The sequence below is a fragment of the Nonomuraea helvata genome (assembly GCF_039535785.1).
Taxonomy (GTDB): Bacteria; Actinomycetota; Actinomycetes; order Streptosporangiales; family Streptosporangiaceae; genus Nonomuraea; species Nonomuraea helvata.
The window spans coordinates 1583755-1609023 of the sequence record NZ_BAAAXV010000005.1; the positions used below are offsets into that span (position 1 = coordinate 1583755).

The following is a 25269-nucleotide window of genomic DNA, read 5'->3' on the forward strand; positions in this document are numbered from 1 at the left end:
GACTGTTTGTGAGAGCCATTGTCTCCCTAGCATCCTCCGCATGAGAAACGGCATCTTGGGGGCGGCCTCGGCCATGTTCCTCGTCGGGACGCTGGCCGGAGTGTCCGGACTCGTGGACGGCTATCCCCTGTACGGCGGCCAGGCGATTCGGTATCTCGCGGCTTCGGTCATCCTGCTTCTCATCACGCGAGCGATCGGCCTGCGGTTCGTCCGGCTCACGCTGCGCGAGGCCCTCTGCCTGGGCGGGCTCACCCTGTTCGGCCTGGTGCTGTTCAACGTCTGCGTGGTCGAGTCGACGCGCGCCTCCGGGCCCGCCCTGGTCGGCACCGTGCTCGGCACCGTGCCGCTGGCCCTCGCGCTGGCCGGCGGCCGCCCGGCGCCCCGGCTGCTGGGCGGGGCCTGCGTGGTGGTGGCCGGGGCGACGCTGGCCACCGGGCTCGGCAGCGGCAACCCGACCGGGCTGCTGTGGGCGCTGGGCGCGCTCGTGGGCGAGGTGAGCTTCTCCGTGCTCGCCATCCCGCTGCTGCCGAAGCTGGGGCCGATCAGGGTGTCGGCCTACTCGACGGCGCTGGCCGTGCCGCTGCTGGCCGTGATCGGGCTGGCCGATGACGGGGCGGCCGGCATGTTCAGGCCGCCGACCTGGGCGGAGGCGCTGGGGTTCGCGTACCTGGCGGTGGTGGTGACGGTCGTGGCGTTCTTCCTCTGGTACAGCGCGCTGCCCAGGCTGGGCCCCGGCCACGCCGGGCTCTTCGCGGGGCTCATCCCGGTGGGCGCCATCGTGACGGGTGCGGTGCTCGGGGTGGCGACGCCGTCCGCGTACGACCTGCTCGGCGCGGGGCTCGTGATCGTGGGCATCCTCGTGGGCCTGACCGCGGAGCGCTCGCGAACGGTCTCTGAAGTGCCCGCGCCCGGAGGCGCGTAATCTCTTGGGGGATCGAAAGGATGGACATGGGCGACTTCGACTACACCGACCTGCTGCCGCTGGGAGCCGATGAGACCGAGTATCGGCTGATCACATCGGAGGGGGTGCGGAAGGTCGAGGCGGCCGGGCGTACGTTCCTCGAGGTCGAGCCGGAGGCGCTGCGCCTGCTGACCGAGACGGCCATCCACGACATCTCCCACTTCCTGCGGGCCTCGCACCTCGCCCAGCTCAGGAAGATCGTCGATGACCCCGAGTCCAGCGGCAACGACCGGTTCGTGGCCCTCGACCTGCTCAAGAACGCCTCCATCTCCGCCGGCGGCGTGCTGCCCATGTGCCAGGACACCGGCACCGCGATCGTCATGGGCAAGCGCGGGCGCCACGTGCTGACCGACGGGCTCGACGCCGAGCACATCTCGCGGGGCGTGTACGACGCGTACACCAAGCTCAACCTGCGTTACTCGCAGATGGCCCCGCTGACCATGTGGGAGGAGAAGAACACCGGCAGCAACCTGCCGGCCCAGGTCGAGCTGTACGCCGAGGACCCGCACGGTCACCCGGACGAGTACAAACTGCTGTTCATGGCCAAGGGCGGCGGCTCGGCCAACAAGTCGTTCCTGTACCAGGAGACCAAGGCCGTGCTCAACGAGAAGCGCATGATGGCCTTCCTGGAGGAGAAGATCCGCTCGCTGGGCACCGCGGCCTGCCCGCCGTACCACCTGGCCGTCGTCGTGGGCGGCACCTCCGCCGAGTTCGCGCTGAAGACCGCCAAGTACGCCAGCGCCCGCTACCTCGACTCGATCCCCACGGAGGGATCGGCCTCGGGGCACGGGTTCCGCGACCTGGAGATGGAGGCCAAGGTCTTCGAGCTGACGCAGAAGCTGGGGATCGGGGCGCAGTTCGGGGGCAAGTACTTCTGCCACGACGTACGCGTCATCCGCCTGCCCCGCCACGGCGCCTCCTGCCCGGTGGCCATCGCCGTCTCCTGCTCGGCCGACCGCCAGGCGCTCGCCAAGATCACGCCTGAGGGCGTCTTCCTGGAGAAGCTGGAGACCGACCCGGCGCGCTTCCTCCCGGAGACCACTGACGAGCACCTCTCGGACGACGTCGTACAGATCGACCTCAACCGGCCCATGCCCGAGATTCTCGCCGAGCTGACGAAATATCCGGTCAAGACCCGCCTCTCGCTCACCGGCCCCCTCGTGGTCGCCCGCGACATCGCCCACGCCAAGATCGCCGAACTACTGGACAACGGCGGCGAGATGCCGCAATACCTGAAGGACCACGCCGTCTACTACGCCGGACCGGCCAAGACCCCCGAGGGGTACGCCTCCGGCTCGTTCGGGCCGACGACGGCCGGGCGGATGGACTCGTACGTGGGGCGCTTCCAGGCGGCGGGCGGCTCGATGGTCATGCTGGCCAAGGGCAACCGCTCCAAGCAGGTCACCGAGGCCTGCCAGAAGCACGGCGGCTTCTACCTGGGCTCCATCGGCGGGCCCGCGGCTCGGCTGGCGCAGGACTGCATCAAGAAGGTCGAGGTGCTGGAATATCCGGAGCTGGGGATGGAGGCGGTGTGGAAGATCGAGGTGGTGGACTTCCCCGCGTTCATCGTGGTGGACGACAAGGGTGACGACTTCTTCGCCGACCGCACCGGCCCGGCGCTGACCATCGGGCGCCGCGCCTGACAGGCGCCCTTCCGACGAACGGCCGTCGCCGGGCGGACACCCTGTCCCCCGGCCAAGGCCCGCAGTCGGATCGGTGGGGAGTGGTGGGGGCTCAGGCGGCCACCGGAGCCCGGTGCGGCGCCACCACGGTGCCGTCGGGCAGCAGCAGACCGGTGTCCTCGAACAGCACGACGCCGTTGCAGAGCAGGCTCCAGCCCTGGTCCGGGTGGGCCGCGATCACGTGCGACGCCTCACGGTCGGGCGAGTCGGCGCTGGGGCATACGGGGTAGTGACAGCACATCGCGCACCTCTCAGATTGCGCTCCTGATTCGTGGCATTCAAAAGGGCAACGGGCGCCCCGATGGCGTGCGAAGGTCCAGCGTGGCTCTTGTCGACTTCTTGGGCCGGCGGCGAACCTGGGTCTGGCGCATCTTCATCACGTCCTCAATAGCCTGTCGTCAGTAGTGGAACCGCGGCGTACACCCTCAGTCTGACCATCGAGCCCGACAGTTTGCGGACCTTTGGGAGAACGTCGGCCCTCTCTCTTGGCTGTACCATGCCCCGACCCCCTTTCGGCACCCTTACAAGTGACTGACAGCATCCCTGAAGTTCCTGACAGCCGGCCTGCCGTACCCCTGAAAGCCCCCTCCCAGGCATCATGCACTTTTATCCGCGACTCATGTGTGCCGGACGACACACATCCGCGGCGAGCTGCGCGAACGCGCCCGGGAAAGTTCGACGGGAAGCCCGTGCGGGCGGCGGGTAAGTGCTCCCGCGCGGCCGGGCCGATCCGACCCCCGCGACATTGCCAAGAGAAGGCCTGCACCCACGCCGACGGCGCGTCGCCGGGCGGCGACGAACGGCAACGGCTCCGGGCTGTGGCGTGCCGTCCGAGGAACACACGTACTATCGTCAAGAGCCCGGACCGCGTCGAGAAACTGCGCGCCCTCGTGAACTGGGCGGATGCGGCCGAGAGGTTTGCTGACGTGACGAGTCAGGCAGGTTGACTTAAGTTCGCAACAATTTATCGGCCGCGCCTCTACTGGTCGGTTTACACAAATAGGTAAGCTGCCAGGCATGCGTGCGCCCTCTGGTTACCTACTCGCCGCGCGCTACCGGCTTGTGGAACCGGTCGGACGCGGCGGCATGGGCACCGTTTGGCGGGCGCATGACGAGCTGCTCGACCGTGACGTGGCGGTCAAGGAGGTGCGGCTGCCGACCGTGCTCGACGAGGAACTGCGCGCCGAGCTGTGCGCGCGCACCGAGCGCGAGGGCAGGGCGACCGCGATGGTCGCGCACCCGTCGGTCATCACCGTCTTCGACGTGGTCACCGAGGACGACCGGCCGTGGATCGTGATGGAGCTGCTGCGGGCCAAGTCCCTGGAGCAGCTCATCCAGGAGCAGGGACCGCTCCATCCGCGCAGGGCCGCCGAGATCGGCCGGCAGATCCTCGGAGCGCTGCGTGCCGTCCATGCCAAGGGCATCCTGCACCGCGACGTCAAGCCGAGCAATGTGCTGGTGACCGAGGACCGCGCGGTCCTCACGGACTTCGGGCTGGCCGCGCTCGAAGGTGATGTTTCCATCACCCAGGTGGGCATCGTTCTGGGGTCCGCGGGATACATCGCTCCAGAGCGGCTGCTCGGCTCGAAGGCCAGCCCCGCGGGCGATCTGTGGTCGCTCGGCGCGACCCTCTACACCGCCGTCGAGGGCAGAGGCCTGCACGGCCGCCGTACGGCCGCCGCCGCGCTGGCGGCGCTGACGAGTGGCGAGCCGATCCCGATGACCAAGGCGGGGCCGCTGGCCCCCGTGCTCGACGCGCTGCTCAGGATCGACCCCCAGACCAGGCTCGACTCCGTACGGGCCTCGCTCATGCTGGCCAGGGTGGCCGCGGGAGGCTCGGCCGAGGAGCCGCTGCCGCCGCGCAAGTCCGTACGCATGGGCACCACGACCATCACGCCGCCGTCTTTCGCGCGCAGGCCCACGCACCGCGGGCTGCACAGGGCGGACGTCGCTACGACAGCGCTGTCGGTCCCGGCGCCGCGCCAAGAACGCAAGGCCGGTGAAGGCGTGCACAGGAAACGCGTTGAAGCGCGGCCGACACCGTCCGCTTATGCCCGTTTCAAAGCGGCGGTGATAAAGTTGTGTCTTCCTCGACGGTTCTGGCCAAGAGAACTTCGCAAGCGAGGTTAAAGCACTTCCCAAGCGAGAATCGATATCTTCTTCTCATGCCGGAACAGCAGACACGCCTGCTCGCGGAGCGCTACGAGCTCATAGCCCCGCTCGGCCGGGGCACCATGGGCACGGTGTGGCGCGCCCGCGACCGGGCGCTCGGGCGCGAGGTGGCGGTCAAGGAAATCCGCCAGGACCCCGGTCTCACCGAGGAACAGCGGGCCGAGCTGCGTGAACGCATGGTCCGTGAGGGTCGCGTAGCCTCACGCATCAACCACCCCTCCGTCGCCGCCATCCACGACGTGCTGATCCAGGACGACAGCCCGTGGATCATCATGGAGCTCATCCACGCCCGCTCGCTGGAGCAGGTGATCGAGGAGGAGGGGCCGCTGCCGCCGCGCCTGGTGGCGGAGATCGGCGTGGACCTGCTCGGGGCGCTGCGCGCCGCGCACGCCAAAGGCATCACCCACCGCGACGTCAAGCCGGGCAACGTGCTCATCACCGAGAACGGGCGCGTGGTGCTGACCGACTTCGGCATCGCCAAGGCGGAGGGCGACTCGCGGCTGACGAAGACGGGCATGGTGATCGGCTCACCCGGCTACACGGCACCGGAACGTGCCAGAGGCGAGTACACCGGCCCCGAGTCCGACGTCTGGTCGCTCGGGGCGACGCTGTACTTCGCCGTCGAGGGACGGCCCGCGTACGAGCGGGCCACGATCGCGGAGACGCTGGCGGCGCTGCTCACCGAGAGCGCCGACCCGCCGACGCAGGCAGGGCAGCTGCGCCCCATCCTGAACGGGCTGCTGAACAAGGACTACCGGCAGCGGCTCGGCGCTGCCAAGGCGGAGATGCTGCTGCGCATGCTCGCCGAGACCCCCACGAGCGAGATGCCGGTGCTCACGGCCGAGGCTCTTATGGCGCAGGAGGGACCTATGCCCGATTCGTTCGCCACCCCCAAGAGCCCCGCCGCTCCCCAGCCTCCCGCAGGCCAGCCCTGGGGTCAGGGCCAACATCCGGCCGGACCGGGTGGACCACCTGTGGGCGCTCCCGGCCGTCCCGCGCCCGGAGGGCCCGGGAAGCCGATGCCCGTGGGTCCGGGCGGACCCGTACAGGGTGGTCCTGGTGGTCAAGGGCCTGTCGGTCAGGGGACGGGCGGGCCGGGGCAGCGACCGGTTCCGGCGACCGCGTCAGGGCCGCAGGGGCCGAGCGGCCCCAATGCGCCCACCGCCCCGCGGATCACTCCGCCCGGTCGCCCGCTGCCGGGGTCCGGCGGCGCGCCGCAGACCGGCGCCCAGGGTGCCGCGGCCCCTGAGGCGGCGTACGACCCCGAGCGGACGATCAGCATCGCGCGGCCCAAAGGACCGCTCCCCCCGGCTGTCGAGCGGCCCCAGCCCCCGCAGCAGCCGACTGACGAGGGCGCCGTCGCCACCCAGCGCATCCAGCTCCCGCCGCCGCCCGGCCAGCAGGTGTATCCGCTGCCCCCGCAGACGGCAGGCCGGCCCCAGCCCGCTCCCCAGCAGCCCGTCATGCCGCAGCAGCAGGGCCAGCAGCAGCCGGGCCGGCCGCAGGTCCCTCTGCAGGTCCCGCACCAGGGGAAGGGCCTGGGCACGGACCTGTTCGCCATCGCGGGGAACCCTGAGCAGCAGACCACCGGCCGCCGCAACGGCATGCTGGTGCTCATGACCGTGGCCGCCGTCGCGGCCGTGGTGATCGCCGTCCTCATCGTGGCCCTGTTCTCGGCCTGAGTTGTCAGGCCGACCACCCGCGCCTCGGGAAGTGCGCGGCCGTGGGCCAGACTGGAAGTCATGAGCGAGTTCAGAATCGAACATGACTCGATGGGCGAGGTACGCGTGCCCGCAGGCGCCAAGTGGCGCGCGCAGACCCAGCGGGCAGTGGAGAACTTCCCGATCTCGGGGCGCCCTCTTGAGCCGTCCCACATCGCCGCGCTCGGCCTGATCAAAGCGGTGGCCGCCGAGGTGAACGGCGAGCTGGGCGTGATCGACAAGGACCTGGCCGAGGCCATCGCCCAGGCCGCCGCCGACGTCGCCGAGAACGAGCACGACGCCCACTTCCCGATCGACGTCTTCCAGACCGGCTCCGGCACCTCGTCCAACATGAACGCCAACGAGGTGATCGCGACGCTGGCGGAGGAGCGCCTCGGCCGTCCCGTGCACCCGAACGACCACGTGAACGCCTCCCAGTCGTCCAACGACGTCTTCCCGACGTCGATCCACGTGGCGGCGGCGACCGAGGTGACGTTCCATCTGCTGCCCTCGCTCCAGCACCTGGCGGCGGCGCTGCGGGAGAAGGCGATCGAGTTCGACGGGGTGGTGAAGTCGGGGCGCACCCACCTGATGGACGCGACCCCGGTGACGCTCGGTCAGGAGTTCGGCGGCTACGCCACCCAGATCGAGCGCGGCGTCGTACGGGTCTCCGCGGCCCTCGAGCACGTCCTCGAGCTGCCCCTGGGTGGCACCGCCGTGGGCACCGGCATCAACACCCCGCCCGGCTTCGCCCAGGAGGCCATCGCGAAGCTCCGCGAGGCGACCGGCATCCCGTTCGTCGAGGCCGGCGACCACTTCGAGGCTCAGGGCGCGCGCGACTCGATCGTCGAGCTGTCGGGCCAGCTCAAGGTGGTGGCCGTCTCGCTCACCAAGATCGCCAACGACCTCCGCTGGATGGGCTCGGGCCCGAGGGCGGGGCTGGCCGAGATCAACCTGCCGGATCTGCAGCCCGGCTCGTCCATCATGCCCGGCAAGGTCAACCCGGTGATCCCCGAGGCCACGACCATGGTCGCGGCCCAGGTCATCGGGAACGACGCGGCGATCACGTTCGCCGGCGCGTCCGGCAACTTCGAGCTCAACGTGCAGCTCCCGGTCATCGCGCGCAACATCCTGGAGTCGATCAGGCTGCTGGCGAACGTGTCGCGGCTGCTCGCCGACCGCTGCGTCTCCGGCATCACGGCGAACGTCGAGCGCCTGCGCGAGTACGCCGAGTCGTCCCCGTCGATCGTCACCCCGCTGAACAGGTACGTCGGCTACGAGGAGGCCGCGAAGATCGCCAAGCAGGCCCTGGCCGAGCGCAAGACCATCCGCGAGGTCGTCATCGAGCGCGGCCACGTGGCCAACGGCACCCTGACCGAGGAGCAGCTGGACGCCGCGCTCGACGTGCTGTCAATGACGAGACCCTGACGCCGTCGCCCGGGTGGCCTCGGCCCAGCGGGTGAGCAGGGAGAGCGCGGCGCCGGAGTCGACCGCGTCCGCGGCCCGCTTGTAGGCGGCGCCCAGGGCGGCCGTGAGTTCGGGCGCGGGCGGCGTGCCCTCGCCGGCCACCACGGCGGCGGCCGCGTTGAGCAGCACGACGTCGCGCACCGGCCCCCGCTCCCCGGCGAGCACCGCCCGCGCCACGGCCGCGTTGTGCCGGGCGTCGCCGCCGCGCAGGTCCTCGGGGCGCGACCGCGGGATCGACAGGTCGGCCGGGTCGAAGCCGGTACGCGTCACGGTGCCGCGGCGTACCACCCAGACCGTGGAGGGGCCCGAGGTGGTGAGCTCGTCGAGCCCGTCGTCGCCCCTGAAGACGAGCGAGGAGCCGCCGCGCTCGGCCAGCACGCCCGCGATGACCTGCGCCATCCCGGGATGGAAGACGCCGACCGCCTGGGCGGGCGGCAGCGCGGGGTTGGTGAGCGGGCCCAGGAAGTTGAAGACCGTGGGGACGCCCAGCTCGCGGCGCGGCCCGGAGGTGCGTCTCAGCCCGGGGTTGAACGCGGGCGCGAAGCAGAACGTGATGCCGACCTCGTCCGCGACCCTCACCACGGCGGCCGGCGACAGGTCGACGACCACGCCGAGCTCCTCCAGCACGTCCGCCGCGCCCGCCATGGAGGAGGCGGCCCTGCCGCCGTGCTTGACCACCTTGACGCCCGCGGCGGCGGCGACGACGGCGGCCATCGTGGAGATGTTCACCGTGTTGGCGCGGTCGCCGCCGGTGCCGACGAGGTCGACGGGGTCACCGGAGACCCTGATGGCGGCCGACCTGGACAGCATGCCGTCGGCCAGCCCGGACACCTCCGCCACGCTCTCGCCCTTGGCTCGCAGCGCGACCGCGAACGCGGCGATCTGGGCGTCCGTCGCCGCCCCCGAGATGATCTGCTCCATGGCCCATCGGGCCTGGCGTGAGGTGAGGGACACGCCGTCGAGCAGCGTGGTGAGCAGTGCGGGCCAGGTCGTCATGGGGTGCGCCCTTTCGTCAGTGCTCGACGGGGCGCCCGAGAAATGCCGACGGCCGCCTCGTCGAGGCGGCCGTAGTGCGTATACGCCAGGAGGTCCGCCTAGGAGGCGGGCCACCACTGGGACGAATACGCGATCACGCGCTCACCATAGCAGAGTCCGTAGATCCACATAGAACGGCGCTCAGCTATGTCGCCCGCACCCATGCGTCGGAGCGCGGAGAGCGCCTAGGGTTCGGGATATGGCGAAGGAGCTGACGGGGCGGACCGCGCTTGTGACGGGGGCGGGAGGCGGCATCGGGGCGGCCTGCGCCCGGCGCCTGGCCGCCGAGGGGGCCAGGGTGCTGGTCGTCGACATGCGGGCCGAGTCCGCCGAGAAGGTGGCCGCCGAGATCGGCGGCGCGGCCGTGGTCGCCGACCTGAGCGATCCCGGCTTCGTGGCGTCGCTGCCGGACGAGCCGGTGGACATCGTGGTGAACAACGCCGGGTTCCAGCACGTCGCGCCGGTCGAGGAGTTCCCGCCCGAGGTCTTCTCGACGATGCTCAAGGTGATGGTGGAGGCGCCGTTCCTGATCGCGCGCAAGGTGCTGCCCGGCATGTACGCCAAGGGCTGGGGCCGGTTCGTGAACATCTCGTCGGTGCACGGGCTGCGGGCCTCGCCGTACAAGTCGGCCTACACGACGGCCAAGCACGCGCTGGAGGGGTTCTCCAAGGTGGTGGCGCTCGAAGGGGCGCCGCACGGGGTGACCTCGACCTGCGTCTGCCCCGCGTACGTGCGGACCGGCCTGGTCGAGGCGCAGATCGCCGACCAGGCTAAAGTGCACGGCATCGAGCCGGACGAGGTCGTGGGGAGCATCATGCTGCAGCCCGCCGCCATCAAGCGGCTGATCGAGCCGGAGGAGGTGGCCGAGTTGGTCAACTATCTGTGCGGCCCGGCGGGGTCGTTCATCACGGGCGTGTCGCTGCCAGTGGACGGCGGTTGGACGGCGCGCTAGTGAGCACACACTTCCTCGAACTGCTGGCCAGGGAGGCCTCCGCGGTCGAGTTCGAGGGGCCGATCATCGCGGCCAGGGCGGCCGGGGCGGACCCGGCGACGATCGAGGAGCTGGAGCAGGCCAAGGTCGAGGCGCTCAAGGTGCGCGAGCTGCTCAAGAGGCGTGCCAGGCGCGAGGCCGAGCTGTCGGCGCTCTACGACACGGCCGGCGACCTGGCCGCGCTGCGCGACCTCGACGCCGTGCTGGAGGCCATCGTGCACCGGGCCAGGCAGCTCCTGGCCACCGACGTCGCCTACATGACGCTGCACGACCCCGAGCAGGGCGACACGTACATGCGGGTCACCGACGGCTCGATCTCGGCCAAGTTCCGGGCGCTGCGGCTGGCCATGGGGGCGGGGCTGGGCGGACTGGTGGCGCAGACGGCCACGCCGTACTCGACGGCCGACTACTTCGCCGATTCCCGCTTCCGCCACAAGGAACACATCGACGTGGCCGTCAAGGAGGAGGGCCTGGTCGCGATCCTGGGCGTGCCGCTGCGGCTGGGCCAGCGGGTGATCGGCGTGCTGATGGCGGCCAACCGCAGCGCCCGGCCGTTCCACCAGGAGGAGGTGTCGCTGCTGGCCAGCCTGGCCGCGCACGCCGCCGTCGCGATCGACAACGCCAGGCTGCTGCAGGAGACCAGGAACGCGCTGGAGGAGCTCTCCCAGGCCCACAGGATCGCCAGGGAGCACGGCGACGCCGTGGAGCGGGGCGCGCTGGCCCACGACCGGATGACCTCGCTGGTGCTGCGCGGCGGCGGGATCGAGGACGTGGCGGCCGTGGTGACCGACGTGCTCGGCGGCTCGCTGGCCGTGCTGGACGACCTGGGCCGCCCGCTCACCGGTGACGTGGGCGAGCTGGACGCGGGCGTGTTCGAGGCGGCGCAGGCGTCCAGGGCGCTGGGGCGTACCGTGCGGAGGGGCGACCTGCTGATCGCGTCCGTGGACGTCGGCGGCGAGCCGCTGTGCACGCTGATCCTGCGCAGCGACGACGCCGACGAGCGCATCCTGGAGCGGGCGGCGCTGGTGTGCGCGCTGCTCCTGCTGTTCCGCAGGAGCGTGGCGGAGGCCGAGGGCCGGGTCAGGGGCGAGCTGCTCGACGACCTGATCTCCCGGCCCGACTCTCCGGGGCTGGCCGACCGGGCGCGGAGGCTGGGCGTCGACCTGCACGCGCCGCATGTCGTGGTGGTCGCCAAGCACGGCGGCCAGCGGGAGCGGGCCGCGTTCTGGGCCTCGTCGCAGGCCGCGCTGAGGCACGGGCTGGCGGCGGGGCGGGGTGACGAGGTCGTGCTGCTGCTGCCCGGCGAGAACGCGGGCCGCGTCGCCCAGAACGTGGCCGCCGAGCTGAGCGCGTCCCTGCACAGCCCGGCCACGGCGGGCGCGTCGAAGGCCACCCTCGACGGTGACGCCGCCGGTGACGTCGCCGGCGCGTACCAGGAGGCCCGCAGGTGCGCGGAGGCGCTGATCGCGCTCGGGCGGGCCGGTGACGGCGCGAGCGCGGCCGAGCTGGGGTTCGTGGGGCTGCTCGTCGGCGACGGCCGCGACGTGCTCGGCTTCGTCAGCAGGGTGATCGGTGCCGTGATCGACTACGACGCCCGCAGGGGCACCGCGCTCACCGACACGATGGCCGCCTACTTCGGCTCCGGCGGCTCACCCTCCCGTACGGCCGAGGCCATGCACATCCACGTCAACACCGTCACGCAACGGCTCGACAGGATCGGCAAGCTGCTCGGCGACGGCTGGCTGGAGCCCGAGCGCGCGCTCGAGATCCAGCTCGCGCTCCGCCTGCATCGGCTCGGCCACACATCCACCCCATAGACTGTGGGCTCCGGCCCCATATGAGTGATGCCGGTCACTCCCTAGCGTGACCGGCATGGCCACTTCCATCAAGAAGATCGTCGCCGCGAGCCTGATCGGCACCACCATCGAGTGGTACGACTTCTTCCTGTACGGCTCGGCAGCCGCCCTCGTCTTCAACAAGCTCTTCTTCCCCGAGTCCGACCCCCTGACCGGCACGCTGCTGGCGTTCCTCACCTACGCCGTCGGATTCGTCGCCCGCCCGCTCGGCGGCCTGGTCTTCGGCCACTTCGGCGACCGGATCGGCCGCAAGACGCTGCTGGTCGTCAGCCTGCTGACGATGGGCGCCGCGACGTTCCTGATCGGCTGCCTGCCGACGTACGAGACCCTGGGCCCGTCCGCGGCGCTGCTGCTGACCGCGCTCCGGCTCGTGCAGGGCTTCGCGCTCGGCGGTGAGTGGGGCGGCGCGGTGCTGATCGTCTCCGAGCACGGGGAGACGGACCGCCGCGGCTTCTGGGCCTCGTGGCCGCAGGCCGGCGCCCCCGGAGGCAACCTGCTGGCCACCGGCGTCCTGGCCGCCCTGGCCGCCTGGCAGTCGGACGAGGCGTTCCTGGCGTGGGGCTGGCGGGTGCCGTTCCTGCTGTCGGGCGTGCTGGTGCTGATCGGGCTCTGGATCCGGCTGACGATCACCGAGTCGCCGGTGTTCCAGCAGGCCCCGCCGGAGAAGGCGCCGCCCATCAAGGGGGTGTGGCGGTATCACCGCAAGGACGTGCTCACCGCGATCGGCGCGCGGCTCGCGGAGAACATCTCGTTCTACCTCCTCACCGTCTTCGTCATCACGTACGCGAAGTCGGCCAAGATCGAGAACTCCACCGTGCTGAACGCGGTGCTGATCGCCTCGGCCATCCACTTCGTCACGATCCCGATGTGGGGCGCGCTGTCCGACCGGATCGGCCGCCGCCCGATCTACCTGGCGGGCGCCGCCGGGATCGGAGTGTGGATCTTCGCGTTCTTCCCGCTCGTGGACACCGGCAACTTCCTGGTGATCACCTTCGCCGTCACCGTCGGCCTGCTCTTCCACGGCATGATGTACGGCCCGCAGGCGGCCTTCTTCTCCGAGCTCTTCGGCACGAGGATGCGCTACACCGGCGTCTCCATCGGCGCCCAGCTCTCGGCGATCGTGGCCGGCGCGCTCGCCCCGATCATCGCGGTCGCGCTGCTGAAGAGCTACTCCAGCAGCGTGCCCATCTCCGCCTACCTCGGTGTGGCGGCGGTGCTCACCCTGATCGCCGTCTACGCCGCGCGCGAGACCCAGGGCCGCGACCTGGCCGAAAGGGTCCACGCGAAATGAAGGTCCGTACGCCGAGGCTCACCCAGAACGTCCTGGCCGTCGAGGGCAGGGACACCGGCGAGGCCGTGCTGTTCGTGCACGGCAATGTCTCGTCGTCCGCCTTCTGGCGCGACAGCATGGCGGCGCTGCCCGACGGCTACCGCCCGCTCGCGGTGGACCTGCGCGGGTTCGGCGAGAGCGACCCCGCGCCCGTGGACGCCACGAGGGGCCTGCGCGACTACTCCGACGACGTGATCGAGCTGTTGGAAGCGCTCGACCTGGACGGGGTGCACCTGGCCGGCTGGAGCCTGGGCGGCGGCATCGTCCTGCAGGTCCTGCGCGACCGGCCGGCCGCCGTCAGGAGCGTCACCCTGGTCAACCCGATCTCCCCGTACGGCTTCGGCGGCACGGAGGGTCCGGACGGCCTCCTCACGCACCCCGACGGCACGGGGGCGGGAGCCGGGGCCGCCAACCCGGACTTCGTGGCCCGGCTCAAGGCGGGCGACATGTCGGATGAATCTCCCACGTCACCCCGTAGCGTCTTCCGCTCCTCGTACGTCAAGCACCCCGACGTCCCCGACGAGGACTTCTACGTACGCTCGATGCTCACCACCCACGTGGGCGAGGCCAACTACCCCGGCGACGCCGCCGCCTCCCCCGAGTGGCCCGGCGTGGCCCCCGGCAGGACCGGCCTGCTCAACGCCATCGCCCCCACCAACTTCCGCCTGGACGACCTCCACGAGATCGATCCCAAGCCGCCCGTCCTGTGGATCAGGGGCGCCGACGACGTGATCGTCTCGGACACGTCGCTGTTCGACCTGGCCCACCTGGGCGCGCTCGGCGTGGTGCCCGGCTCCCCCGGCACGCCGGCCCAGCCCATGGTGGCGCAGACGAGGGCCGTACTGGAGCGTTACGGGCCGTACCGCGAGGTACTGCTCGACGACTGCGGCCACAGCCCGCACCTGGAGCGCCCGGAAGAGTTCCGGCGCCTGCTGGCCGACCACCTCGGGGAGGCATGATGTTCGTCGCGCTGAGTTTGGTAGCCGGCCTGCTCACGCCGGCCCCGCAGCTCACGGTCCCGGGCGCGGAGCAGGCCGTGGTGGCCACGCTGGACGACCTGACCACCGCGGGCACGGTGAAGACCGGCCACACCGACCCGGCCGACTGGGCGGGCCTGCACTCGGCCGCCACCGTCAACCCGACGGGCGTGCCCGGCACCCAGATCGACGGCTATTTCCCCGACACCTCCACCACCAACGCCACGCACGGCTGGAAGCACGACTCCCAGTTCGTGATCAGGCTCCCCCACAAGTGGAACGGCGGCCTCGTCGTCAGCGGCACCCCGGGCAACAGGGAGCAGTACGCCAACGACTACACGATCTCCGACTGGGTCCTGGCCAAGGGGTACGCGTTCGCCGCCACCGACAAGGGCAACGTCGGCGTCAACTTCTACGAGGACGGCCGCCGCCCGGGCGACGCCATCGCCGAGTGGAACGACCGCGTCACCCAGCTCGCGGTGGCCGCCAAGGCGGTCGTCAGGCAGCACTACGGCAAGCGGCCGGCGCGCACGTTCGCGGCGGGCATCTCGAACGGCGGCTACCTGGTCCGGTGGCAGCTGGAGAACCGCGGCTGGCTCTACGACGGCGGCGTCGACTGGGAGGGCACGCTCTGGCGGGTCAAGGGCGACAACCTGCTGACCTTCCTGCCGCCCGCGTTGAAGGCGTACCCGGACGAGGCCGGGGTGCGGGCGGCCGGGTTCGCGGCCGGCTCGGAGTTCCTGTGGCCGTTCCACCGGCAGTACTACTGGGAGCTCACCCAGCAGCTCTACCAGAAGGAGCTGGACCCGTCCTACCAGGGCGCGGCGGCCGACTACGACTACGACGAGCGCAGGCCCTATCAGGCCGTGTCGAAGATCGCGCTGACCGGCAGGATCACCAAGCCGCTGATCACCATCCACGGGACGCTCGACACGCTGCTGCCGATCTCCCGCGACTCCGACGTGTACGCGAAGATGGTCGGCCCGAACCGCCCCTTCCGCTACCACCGCGTCGAGGGCGGCAACCACCTCGACAGCCTGGTGGACGTCTATCCGGACCGTCTGAAGCCCATGCTGCCGGCCTTCAGGAGCGCCTTCGAGGAGTTGGAGGGCTGGGTCAGTCCTTGAGGTAGCGGTGCTTGCCCGCGCGCGCCAGGCGCACCAGGTGACGCGCGCCGGGCAGCCGCCTGCCGATCCTGTGCAGCATGGTGTCCCGGCCCATGGGTGAGCGGCGTCGCTGATCGGCGGCGGCGGGCCGGACCTGGATGCGCCCCCTGCGGATCTCCAGCGCGAACCTCAGCCCGATCTCCTCCTCCGACGCCCGCAGCGACGACAGCCACCGGCCGGGGCCGAGCTGGTCGGGGGTCGGCATCATCCACTTGACCGGCACCTTGGCGACGAGCTGCCCGGCGAACTTGCCCGGCACCCCCGCCTCGACCAGCGCCGGGGCGCACACCTCGCGGCCGCTCCGCCCGGTGCTGCGCAGCACCAGCTCCATGGGCGGGCCGCCGCTCGGCGGCACGTACGGGACCGGCAGCACGACGTACACGTGCCCGTCGAGCTTCTTGATCTCCACGCCCGGCGACACCAGGGCGATCGACTCGGAGAACGAGCGCGGCTCGACGGCCAGGCCCAGCTCGCCGTGGTCGGTCCAGCACGGCACCACCAGCCGTACCCTGGGGCGCTGGGCCAGCACGCCCAGGCAGTTGAGCGGGCCGTCGGAGCGCCCGACCCGGCTCCTGGCCTGGTTCGCGCCCCCGAACATGCGTACGTGCACCTCCCACTGACCGGGCTTGAGCGGCTCGCCGTGGGCGGCCTTGGTCACGTCGAGCCTGGCCTCACCCTTGATCTGCACCCTGACCTTGTTGCGGCCGTCGGGGACGGTCTCCACGTGCTGCGTCATCGGCAGGAAGTGGATCGCGCCCGTCTCGGAGTGGCGCACGTAGAGGTCCACGCGGGCCCGCTCGACCGCCTCGGTGACGTCGGTGACGCTGTCGTCCAGCGAGGCGGTCTCCAGGGCGCGCGGCGGGATCCAGTGCACGCGCTCGCCCTGCGTGCGGTACCTGTCGGGCGTGCCGTCGCCCGACAGGACCTCCACATTCAGCCCGAGCACCAGCACGTGGGCGTCCCAGCGCACTTCGGTCAGGTCGGCGCGGAGGCCGGCGCGCCTGGAGGAGTTCGATAGGAGCACGACCTGGTCCAGGCGGCCCATGCGGACGTACGCGGCCACCACGCGGAGCTGGACCGGGAGGTAGCGGTCGAGCCGCGCGGGGAACCGCTCCATCACGAGCTCCTGCGCCACCCGGAAGTGCAGGCCGCGATCGACGGAGGAGTCGGCGAACCTGGCGGTCAGCAGCGGGCGCAGGACCGCGTAGCGGAACCAGTGGGCGTACATGCGGTCGCGCTGGCGGCCCTCGCCGACGTAGGTGTCGATGTCGTCGAGGACCCCGATCAGCTCCTTGGCCATCGTCCGCGGCTCCTCCTCGCCCCCGCGCCGATCGCCGAGGTGGCAGCAGACGTGCTCGGAGAGCACGGCGATGACCTTGGCGCGCAGGTAGGCCCGCATCGCGAACGCCTGCTCGGCCATCCGGCCGCCGGGCACGGCGAAGCCCAGGTCGTGCTCCTCCAGGAAGGCGCGGCGGTAGAGCTGCTGCGGCACGAGCAGGCTGAGCAGCCGGTCGCGCAGGATGTCGGCGCGTGCCGTGCCACGCTCGAAGGCGGTCATCGGCGGCCCGAAGTCCCGGATCAGGCGGCCGATCAGGACGTCGGCGTCGGTCTCCACGGCGCGCTCGTACATGCGGGCGATCGCGTCCTTCTCCAGCCGGTCGCCCTGGTCGAGGAAGTACACGTAGTCGCCGGTGGCGGCCGCGAGGGCCACGTTGCGGCCGCGCGTCGGTGAGCCGGTGTGCGGCAGGTGCATCACGCGGACGTTCTGGCGGGCGGCGGCGATGGTGTCGAGCCGCTCACCTATCCCGTCGGTGGAGCCGTCGTCCACGAAGATCACTTGGTATTCGGCCGCCGGCATGGTCTGCTCCACGGCCGAACGGATGCACGCGTTGGCGGTCACACCCGGATTGTGGACATTGACGATCACGCTGACCTTCACACCCATGCGGCCAGCGTGCGCGGATATACCCCTTCCGGCGGGGCGGCTTGCCGATTAGAGAAGGAAAGTTGACCCTCTAATACCAACCCACCGACTGTGAATGGCCCCATGCGGCGCAGGGCGTGCCGTAACGGCCCTTGATATAGCCGAGGCCCCACTTGATCTGGGTTGCGGCATTGGTCTGCCAGTCGGCGCCCGCGCTGGCCATCTTGCTGCCTGGCAGGGACTGCGGGATGCCGTACGCGCCGGAGTAGCGGTTCATCGCCCGCTCGTTCCAGCCGCTCTCCTTGGTCCAGAGCCGCTCCAGGCAGCCCCACTGGTCGCTCCAGCCCATGGAGGCGAGCATGGTCTTGGCGGTGGCCTTGTTGCTGCCCGGCGAGGGATCGCTGCCCGGCGGGAAGTTCATGGACGGGAACCCGTCGCCGCCCGGCGCCTTCTTGGGCACGACCCAGTCGAGGTCGTTCTTGCCCGCACCGGAACGGCCCTGCTTCAGCTTGTCCGCCTTGGCCGCCTGCTCGGCCGCGTTCTTGAGCGCGTCGCTCTTGGGGTCGGGCACATAGAGGTTGCCGCTGACGATCGCGCCGAGCTGCTCCGCCGTGAAAGGATCCACGGGCGGCCTCTTGGCGTTCTCCATCGCGCGGTAGGCGACGAAGCCGCCTCCGCCGACGACGACCGCCAGGGAGGCGGCGATGATGATGACCCGCTTCGGGGTGAAACGCGCAGGCCGGCGCGCCGAGGGCAGGTCTTCCTTCGGGGGGCGCTCACTCAACTGCGGACCGGGGCTCACGAACCATGAGCTTGCCTTGTCCCGGGGGGTGGTCCGCAACCGAAACGCGGTAATCGCTTGGTTCTACATTGATTAACCGGCTGGTAAGCACGGCGTTTCCCATCGGTGTGATTTTGGTCACACGAGCCACAGGCTCCCCTTCGGGCACCCGTGACCGAAGGGGAGCCAGTTTCAGGGTGCCGCTCCCACTTCTGGATCCCATCCACGACATGTCACAGTTTGGTGACTTAGTTCGGGCATTCGGGACATGGAATAATAATGTGCGCGTGGCCGGCATCCTCCTTGTTGAAGACGACCCCTCCGTCCGCACTGCTCTCGAGCTCGCGTTGACCCGGCAGGGGCATTCCGTCACGTCCTATGCGACCGGCGAGGAGGCGCTCGACCACATCAGGGCCCGGCGCCCGGAGATCGCGATCCTCGACGTGATGCTCCCGGGCATCGACGGGATCGAGGTGTGCCGCCGCGTACGCAAGCTCGACCAGCTGCCCGTCATCCTGCTCACGGCCCGCGGCGACGACCTGGACGTGGTGGTCGGGCTGGAGGCCGGCGCGGACGACTACGTGGTCAAGCCGGTCGAGCCCAGGGTTCTGGACGCGCGCATCCGCGCCATCCTGCGCAGGGCCGAGTCCGCCGCCTCCGATCGCATCACCTTCGGCGACCTCGTGATCGACCGGGGCGCGCTCAAGGTCACCTTGGCCGACAAGGAGATCCATCTGACGCCGACCGAGCTGCGGCTGCTGCTCGAGCTCGTACGCCACCCCGGCCAGGTGCTCAACCGCCGCTACCTGCTGCGCGAGGTGTGGGACCACACGCACATCGCCGACTCGCGACTGGTGGACGCCTGTGTGCAGCGGATCCGCGCGAAGATCGAGCCGAAGCCGGCCGAGCCCGTGTTCATCCACACGGTGCGCGGGTTCGGCTACCGTTTCAGCCCTCCGTGATCCCGCTGCCCACCGGGCTGCGCGCCCGTCTCGTCATCACGTTCACGCTCGTCGCCGTCACAGCGTCGACGCTGGTCGCCACCATCGGCTTCGAGCTCGCCAAGACCGCGCTCGTGACCCGGGCCGAGAGCACCTCGCTCGACCTGGTCACCAGGGAGCTGAGCAGCATCACCTTCCCCGTCGGCAGGCTCAGGCCGGGCGAGGCCGCTCCGACGACCAAGGATCTCGACCGCGTGACCGCCGCGCTGAGCGGGCCGGGCAGAAGCGTGCTGATCGAGTACGGCAACATGGTCTCCGCCGAGGGGTCCATGACCATGAGCGACGTGCCCAACGAGCTCTACGGCCGGGCCAAGCAGAGCGTCGTCACCCAGCGCAAGATCATCGATGACCAGCTCTGGCTCATCGTCGGCGCCGAGGTCTACCGCGACGCCGACAGCGTGCCCGAGGCCACGGGGCTGCGTGCGTTCGTCTTCTTCCCGATGCACGACGACGAAAGTCAGCTCGACACGCTCAGGTCCACGCTCGTCCAGGGCGGCGCGGCCATCGTGCTGATCGCCCTGGTCGTGGCGCTGCTGTCGGCCAGGCAGGTGCTGCTGCCGGTCAGGCGGCTCAGCGCGGCCGCGCAGGCGCTCGGCCAGGGCAGGCTGGACACCCGCCTGCCCGTCCACGGGCAGGACGAGCTGGCCGAGCTGACCGCCAGGTTCAACGACGCGGCCGCGGCGCTGGAGCTGAGCGTGTCGGAGCTGCGCGCGCTGGAGGCCATGTCACGCAGGTTCGTGGCGGACGTCTCGCACGAGCTGCGCACGCCCCTGACCGCGATGACGGCCGTGGCCGACATGCTCTCGGAGGAGGCCAACCGGCTGCCCGATGCGCCGGCGGAGGCCGTACGGCTGGTGCTCAGGGAGATCGAGCGCCTGCGCGAGCTGGTCGAGCACCTCATCGAGATCAGCCGCTTCGACGCGGGCACGGCCACGCTCAACCTCGAGCCGGTGAACGTGGCCGACGCCATCACGGACTGCCTGGAGGTACGCGGCTGGAGCGACCAGGTGGAGGTCAAGGCCTCCCAGGGGTTGACCGTGAACCTCGATCCGAGGAGGTTCGACGTCATCGTGGCCAACCTGGTCGGCAACGCACTCAAGCACGGTGAGCGGCCGGTCGTGGTGAGCGCCAGGGGCACGGAGAACGGCCTGGAGGTGAAGGTGCGCGACCACGGCAAGGGCATTCCGGCCGAGGCGCTGCCGCACGTCTTCGACCGCTTCTTCAAGGCGGGCGCGGGCCGGGCCCGCAGCCAGGGCAGCGGCCTCGGCCTCGCGATCGCCAGGGCGAACGTCCACCTCCACGGCGGCACGATCTCCGTACGCCACCAGAACCCCGGCACTCTGTTCACCGTCTGGCTTCCACACTCATGAAAGCTCTGCTTATGGCCTCCACTCCGTGGAGGCGGGCTCGGTCGCCTCGATGCCGCCGCCTTCCCCCGCTCTGGTCGCTACGCTCCCGCCGCTCCTCCAGGCGACGGCACTCCCTCGCTCTGACTCTTTTCTGCCTGGTCGCCGTGGCGGCCTGTGGCATCTCGCCCACGGACGTCCAGGATCGCGGCAACGTGCCCACCGTCAGGATCCCGCCGCCGTCCAAGACGATCTATCTGATCAGGGACGGCAAGCTCGCCCTGGAGCCGGCCGACGTCGAGAACGACACCGTCGGGAGCCTGCTCGGCGCGCTCTTCGCGGCCTCCGAACAGCCGCTCGGCGAGCGGGACACCGCGCTGCGCGGCTTCACGTACCTGGGGATCAAGGACTCGCTCAACCCCGTGCAGCGGGACGAGATCCAGCTTCCGCGCACCTCGACGCTGACCGTCTACATCAGGGGCGACGGCACGCTGACCAAGCTGGGCAAGGCGCAGATCGTCTGCACGGCGCAGCAGGACGCGGCGTTCGAGCTGGTCAAGATCGTCCGCGAGAACGTGCACCGCCCCTCCAAGCCGGAGGGACGGTACACCTGTGGCGAGCTGAAATAGCCCGACCGCTAAAGGCTGAGGTCCTCCAGCATCTCCGTCACCAGGGCGGCGATCGGAGAGCGCTCCGAGCGGGTCAGCGTGACGTGCGCGAAGAGGGGGTGGCCCTTGAGCTTCTCCACCACCGCCACCACGCCGTCGTGCCGGCCGACCCGGAGGTTGTCACGCTGGGCGATGTCGTGGGTGAGCACCACCCGCGAGTTGGCGCCGATCCGGCTCAGCACCGTCAGCAGCACCCCGCGCTCCAGCGACTGGGCCTCGTCCACGATCACGAACGCGTCGTGCAGCGACCGGCCGCGGATGTGCGTCAGCGGGAGGACCTCCAGCATGCCCCTGTCGAGCACCTCCTCGATCACCTCGGGCGAGGTGATCGCGCCGAGCGTGTCGTAGACCGCCTGCGCCCACGGGCCCATCTTCTCGCCCTCGGTGCCCGGCAGGTAGCCGAGCTCCTGGCCGCCCACCGCGTAGAGCGGGCGGAAGACGACCACCTTGCGGTGCTGGCGGCGCTCCAGGACCGCCTCCAGGCCCGCGCAGAGTGCCAGCGCCGACTTGCCGGTGCCGGCCCGGCCGCCCAGCGAGACGATGCCGATCTCCGGGTCCATCAGCAGGTCGAGCGCGATGCGCTGCTCGGCGGAGCGGCCGTGCAGGCCGAACACCTCGCGGTCGCCGCGCACGAGCCGTACGGACTTGTCCGGCTGCACCCGGCCGAGCGCCGAGCCCTTGGCCGACAGCAGTCGCAGCCCGGTGTGCGCCGGCAGGTCCCTGGCCTCCTCAAGGTCGGCGGCGCCCTGGTCGAAGAGCGCCTCGACGTCCTCGGTGGTCACCTGGACCTCGGCCATCCCGGTCCAGCCCGACTCGTGGACGAGCTCGGCCCGGTACTCCTCGGCTGCCAGGCCGATCGAGGCCGCCTTGACCCGCAGCGGCAGATCCTTGGACACCAGCACGACGTCGCAGCCCTCGGCGTCCAGCGAACGGGCCACGGTCAGGATGCGTGTGTCGTTGTCCCCCAGGCGGAACCCGACGGGCAGGATCGAAGGATCACTGTGGTTGAGCTCAACCCTGATCGTGCCGTCTCCCGTAGGCATCGCCTCGTCGAGCCTGCCGTACTGGATCCGCAGGTCGTCAAGGTAACGCAGGGCCTTACGCGCGAAGTAGCCGAGCTCTGGATGGTGCCGCTTGCCCTCCAGTTCGGTGATGACCACGATCGGCAGGACGACGTCGTGCTCGGCGAAGCGTGTCATAGCCGCCGGGTCGGCCAGCAGGACCGACGTGTCGAGCACGTACGTGCGCTTCGCCGACTGGTGAGTAGGGTTGCTCGAGGACACTGCCACACGTTCTCCCCCGGGCGCCCATTGGGGCGGGCACCCTGCAGACGAGGCGGGAATTGGACCGGGCCCCCTTCCCCGACCGCAAGCTGCCGTCGGCGCCGGGTCCCGGCCCCCCTCGGCAGTTCTTGGTGCAAAGGCGGGCCCTCTCCGGATATCCGACCTGCGGCCGGATATTTCCTACGTTACGTCGTGAATGCCCAGATGTCGCGTCATGAACCGTAACGTCGGTGTCTCGCAGCGTAGTCGCGCAGCGCCCGCAGGAAGTCGACCCTGCGGAAGTCAGGCCAGTAAGCCTCGTGGAAGTAGAACTCAGAGTGAGCGCTCTGCCAGAGCATGAAGCCGGACAGACGCTGCTCGCCCGAGGTCCGGATGAGGAGGTCCGGGTCGGGTTGGCCGCGAGTGTAGAGATGCTCCGCGATGTGCTCCACATCGAGCACCTCAACGAGGTCCTCGATGCTCGCCCCCTTGCTCGCGTGCTCCTGGAGCAGTGAGCGCACCGCATCGGCAATCTCACGTCTTCCTCCATACCCAACTGCAACGTTCACAATCAGGCCCGGACGGTGCGATGACGCTTCCTTTGCATTTTTCAGGACATTGGCCGTTCGATCGGGCAGTAGATCGAGCGCGCCGACCGGGCTGATCCGCCAGCCCTCGTCCACCAGCTCCTGCGTCACGTCCTCGATGATGCGCAGGAGCGGCTCCAGCTCCTCCTTCGGCCGGTTGAGGTTGTCGTTGGACAGCATCCACACCGTGACGACCTCGACGCCGGTCTCGCGACACCAGCCGAGCAGCTCGGAGATCTTGTCGGCACCCTTGCGGTGGCCCGTGGAGACGTCACGTATGCCCATAGCCCGCGCCCAGCGGCGATTGCCGTCGATGATGACCCCGACGTGCCGGGGGATGCTGTCCTTCGACAGCTTGGACTCCAGCCGATGTTCATACAGCCGGTAGACCAGATCGCGCAGGCCCACGGAGTTCCTCCCCAGCGGTCGCCTTTGGTCGCTTGACCCAACAGGCAATTATCACCGCGATTCGCCCGTGCCTGCTCCGTCTATCGGATTCCTCGCCAGATCTCTACCTTCTAGACATCCTTCCGCCTCACTCACGAGGCCCCGTACGAACCTCGCCAGCTCCGCCGACGTCAACACCGCACGCATGCCCACGCCCGTCGAGCCCCACGCCTCCACGTACGCCCGCCTGGTCAGCCGCCACTGCCCCTTGGCCGCCTGCCACACGGGGATGGTCCTGAGCTGGCAGCGCAGCTCGCCACCGCCCACCAGGCCCGCTCTCGTGCGGTAGCGGAAGGAGAACAGCTCGCTGTCCGGCTCGTCGTCGGGGAACCTGTCGTCCGGATCGATCCACCGCCTGGCCGCCCCCCGGCCCTCGCGGGCTTCGTCCACGCCGCGCGCCAGGCGCGCGAGCAGCCAGCCGCAGCGCTCCCCGACACTCCCGTACGGCGTGCCGTCCCTATGGAGCTCGAGGGTGACCTCGTACGGCGTGCCCACGCTGTCCTTGCATGCCACCGGCGTGACGGTCAGATAAGAGCCGTCAACGCAACGCAGTCCCCCCATTCCCTCACCATTTTCCGGCCCAATGTCGGCTAAACCGCCTATGCCCGATCCGCCATCGGAGTGCGGCCGGCAGCGGATAAGCGCAGGTCAGGGCAGGAAGCGGGACCACCAGCGAGGCTTGCGGGGCGGGTCGGGCATGCGGCCGCGTTCGCGTAGCCAGGCGGCGAAATCGTCGGCGTCGGCGCGGTAGCCGGTCGGCGGCGCGCTGCGGGACCGGGCGTAGGCGGCGAACTCCGCGACCAGGTCGGGACCCGCCGCGGCGGCAGCGTCCGGCCGGATCCTGGCCACGACGCTGCGCCGCTTGGCGACCAGGCTCAACGCCTGCACCCGCATCCGCTCCGGATCGAACCCCTCCGGCACGGCGGCCCCCGCGACGAGGGCCGCCACCACCCGCCCCTGCGCCTCCGCGAGACGGCGCCGAGCCTCCGGGTGTTCGTCCGTCATCCAGCCTCCCGCGCCATGGACATCGCGGCCCTGATCCTGGACAACTCGCCCTCCAGAGCCGCGTCGCTCGGATACTCGTCGTCCCACTCCAGCAGCACTCCCGGCGGGGCCGCGCGGGCGCACAGCTCGGTGAGGAGGTCGAGGACGGCCTGCGGCGCGGAGGTGGTGTGCGTGTCGTGCCAGATGCCGTGATGCTCGTACCCCCCGGCCACGTGGACGTACGCGAGGTGCTCGAGCGGCAGCGCGTCGAGTGCGTCCACGGCCGACAGACCCAGGTTGACCTGGTTGGTGTAGAGGTTGGCCACGTCGATCAGCAGCCCCACCCCCGTGCGCTCGACCAGTTCGGCGAGGAACTCGGCCTCGGTCAGCTCGTCACCGGGCCAGCCGAAGATCGCGGCCACGTTCTCCAGGGCCAGCGGCACCGGCAGCGCGTCCTGCGCCCTGCGCACGTTCTCGGTGATGACCCGCAGCGACTCGCGAGTGCGCGGCACGGGCAGCAGGTGCCCGGCCTCCAGGCCGCCGCCCCGTACGAACGCCAGGTGCTCGCTGACCAGCGGCGAGTCCAGCGCCTGCGCGCACGCGGCCAGGTGGGCCAGCCGGGCCGGGGAGGGCGGCTCCGCGCCACCGATCCCCAGCGAGACCCCGTGCGGGATCACCGGCAGGCCTCTGGCACGCAGGAGGCGTAACGACTCGGGCAGGTCGCCGGGCCTGATGTTCTCGGCGACCACTTCGAGGAAGTCGACGCCGGGCATCCGCTCGATCGACAGGTCGAGCTCGGCCCGCCAGCCGATGCCCACCCCGAGCTCGACTCCCGGACCGTCCCCGGGCGCGGCCCGCCGGCCCCCCACCCCGAGCTCGGCTCCCGGACCGTCCCCGGGCGCGGCCCGCCGTCCCGCCTCCGGCTCGGACAT

The 25269-nt window shown here is 70.6% G+C and carries 22 protein-coding genes; 13 read left to right on the forward strand and 9 right to left on the reverse strand.

Annotated elements, in window-relative coordinates:
- Window positions 1–40 precede the first annotated feature (40 nt).
- The gene (locus ABD830_RS26800; protein ID WP_344992761.1) at window positions 41–922 is read left to right on the forward strand and encodes a DMT family transporter; all 882 of its coding nucleotides are present in this window, start codon (window positions 41–43) and stop codon (window positions 920–922) included.
- A 26-nt stretch (window positions 923–948) separates the two neighbouring features.
- Window positions 949–2604: a fumarate hydratase gene (locus tag ABD830_RS26805; RefSeq protein WP_344992764.1), complete on the forward strand. Its 1656-nt coding sequence runs from the start codon at window positions 949–951 to the stop codon at window positions 2602–2604.
- A gap of 91 nt (window positions 2605–2695) precedes the next feature.
- Here the strand turns inward: ABD830_RS26805 and ABD830_RS26810 are convergent, their stop codons facing one another.
- The gene (locus ABD830_RS26810) at window positions 2696–2884 is read right to left on the reverse strand and encodes a DUF5999 family protein (RefSeq protein WP_344992766.1); all 189 of its coding nucleotides are present in this window, start codon (window positions 2882–2884) and stop codon (window positions 2696–2698) included.
- Window positions 2885–3660: 776 nt separating this feature from the next.
- Between ABD830_RS26810 and ABD830_RS26815 the strand changes: the two genes are divergently transcribed.
- From ABD830_RS26815 to ABD830_RS26825, 3 genes are read left to right on the forward strand one after another with little or no spacing between them, the layout of a single operon-like run.
- Window positions 3661–4773: a serine/threonine-protein kinase gene (locus ABD830_RS26815; RefSeq protein WP_344992769.1), complete on the forward strand. Its 1113-nt coding sequence runs from the start codon at window positions 3661–3663 to the stop codon at window positions 4771–4773.
- 35 nt (window positions 4774–4808) lie between these two features.
- On the forward strand, window positions 4809–6497 hold the full coding sequence (locus ABD830_RS26820; RefSeq protein ID WP_344992772.1) for a serine/threonine-protein kinase: 1689 nt from the start codon (window positions 4809–4811) through the stop codon (window positions 6495–6497).
- Window positions 6498–6557: 60 nt separating this feature from the next.
- Window positions 6558–7943: a class II fumarate hydratase gene (locus tag ABD830_RS26825; RefSeq protein WP_344992775.1), complete on the forward strand. Its 1386-nt coding sequence runs from the start codon at window positions 6558–6560 to the stop codon at window positions 7941–7943.
- Here the strand turns inward: ABD830_RS26825 and trpD are convergent.
- Window positions 7926–8978, reverse strand: coding sequence for an anthranilate phosphoribosyltransferase (gene trpD / locus ABD830_RS26830; protein WP_344992778.1), 1053 nt, complete (start codon window positions 8976–8978; stop codon window positions 7926–7928). The genes ABD830_RS26825 and trpD overlap by 18 nt on opposite strands.
- A gap of 238 nt (window positions 8979–9216) precedes the next feature.
- Between trpD and ABD830_RS26835 the strand changes: the two genes are divergently transcribed.
- The 5 genes from ABD830_RS26835 to ABD830_RS26855 are packed head-to-tail and all read left to right on the forward strand — an operon-like array spanning window position 9217 to window position 15298.
- Window positions 9217–9969: a 3-hydroxybutyrate dehydrogenase gene (locus ABD830_RS26835; RefSeq protein WP_344992780.1), complete on the forward strand. Its 753-nt coding sequence runs from the start codon at window positions 9217–9219 to the stop codon at window positions 9967–9969.
- On the forward strand, window positions 9969–11825 hold the full coding sequence (locus ABD830_RS26840; protein WP_344992783.1) for a helix-turn-helix domain-containing protein: 1857 nt from the start codon (window positions 9969–9971) through the stop codon (window positions 11823–11825). Before ABD830_RS26835 ends, ABD830_RS26840 begins: the two co-directional genes overlap by 1 nt.
- A 55-nt stretch (window positions 11826–11880) precedes the next feature.
- Window positions 11881–13155 (forward strand): MFS transporter, encoded by a 1275-nt coding sequence (locus tag ABD830_RS26845; protein WP_344992786.1) that lies wholly within the window; start codon window positions 11881–11883, stop codon window positions 13153–13155.
- Entirely contained in the window at window positions 13152–14153 is a 1002-nt protein-coding gene (locus ABD830_RS26850) for an alpha/beta fold hydrolase (RefSeq protein WP_344992789.1), read from the forward strand. Before ABD830_RS26845 ends, ABD830_RS26850 begins: the two co-directional genes overlap by 4 nt.
- Complete coding sequence (locus ABD830_RS26855) at window positions 14150–15298, forward strand: alpha/beta hydrolase family protein (RefSeq protein WP_344992792.1); 1149 nt, start codon at window positions 14150–14152, stop codon at window positions 15296–15298. The genes ABD830_RS26850 and ABD830_RS26855 overlap by 4 nt, the downstream gene beginning before the upstream one ends.
- Here the strand turns inward: ABD830_RS26855 and ABD830_RS26860 are convergent.
- Window positions 15288–17282, reverse strand: coding sequence for a glycosyltransferase family 2 protein (locus tag ABD830_RS26860; RefSeq protein WP_344992795.1), 1995 nt, complete (start codon window positions 17280–17282; stop codon window positions 15288–15290). The genes ABD830_RS26855 and ABD830_RS26860 overlap by 11 nt on opposite strands.
- A gap of 70 nt (window positions 17283–17352) precedes the next feature.
- Window positions 17353–18045, reverse strand: a complete 693-nt coding sequence (locus ABD830_RS26865; protein ID WP_344992798.1) for an aggregation-promoting factor C-terminal-like domain-containing protein — start codon at window positions 18043–18045, stop codon at window positions 17353–17355.
- Between the two features lie 284 nt (window positions 18046–18329).
- Here ABD830_RS26865 and ABD830_RS26870 point away from each other — a divergent pair, with 284 nt between their 5' ends.
- The 3 genes from ABD830_RS26870 to ABD830_RS26880 all read left to right on the forward strand — a co-directional run bounded on the left by ABD830_RS26870 (window position 18330) and on the right by ABD830_RS26880 (window position 21018).
- Complete coding sequence (locus tag ABD830_RS26870) at window positions 18330–19004, forward strand: response regulator (protein WP_344992801.1); 675 nt, start codon at window positions 18330–18332, stop codon at window positions 19002–19004.
- Entirely contained in the window at window positions 19001–20413 is a 1413-nt protein-coding gene (locus ABD830_RS26875) for an ATP-binding protein (protein ID WP_344992804.1), read from the forward strand. Before ABD830_RS26870 ends, ABD830_RS26875 begins: the two co-directional genes overlap by 4 nt.
- A gap of 191 nt (window positions 20414–20604) precedes the next feature.
- The gene (locus tag ABD830_RS26880; protein WP_344992807.1) at window positions 20605–21018 is read left to right on the forward strand and encodes a hypothetical protein; all 414 of its coding nucleotides are present in this window, start codon (window positions 20605–20607) and stop codon (window positions 21016–21018) included.
- An 8-nt stretch (window positions 21019–21026) separates the two neighbouring features.
- Here the strand turns inward: ABD830_RS26880 and phoH2 are convergent, their stop codons facing one another.
- The 5 genes from phoH2 to ABD830_RS26905 form a co-directional block, all read right to left on the reverse strand.
- On the reverse strand, window positions 21027–22295 hold the full coding sequence (gene phoH2, locus ABD830_RS26885; RefSeq protein ID WP_344993053.1) for an RNA 5'-3' helicase PhoH2: 1269 nt from the start codon (window positions 22293–22295) through the stop codon (window positions 21027–21029).
- 257 nt (window positions 22296–22552) lie between these two features.
- Window positions 22553–23314 carry an isoprenyl transferase gene (locus ABD830_RS26890; RefSeq protein WP_344992809.1) on the reverse strand — a complete coding sequence of 254 codons (762 nt, stop codon included), beginning with the start codon at window positions 23312–23314 and terminating at the stop codon, window positions 22553–22555.
- Window positions 23315–23365: 51 nt separating this feature from the next.
- Window positions 23366–23866, reverse strand: coding sequence for a hypothetical protein (locus ABD830_RS26895; protein ID WP_344992812.1), 501 nt, complete (start codon window positions 23864–23866; stop codon window positions 23366–23368).
- Between the two features lie 135 nt (window positions 23867–24001).
- Window positions 24002–24358, reverse strand: coding sequence for an SCO6045 C-terminal-like domain-containing protein (locus ABD830_RS26900; RefSeq protein WP_344992815.1), 357 nt, complete (start codon window positions 24356–24358; stop codon window positions 24002–24004).
- Window positions 24355–25269, reverse strand: a complete 915-nt coding sequence (locus ABD830_RS26905) for an MbnB/TglH/ChrH family RiPP precursor modification enzyme (RefSeq protein ID WP_344992818.1) — start codon at window positions 25267–25269, stop codon at window positions 24355–24357. The genes ABD830_RS26900 and ABD830_RS26905 overlap by 4 nt, the downstream gene beginning before the upstream one ends.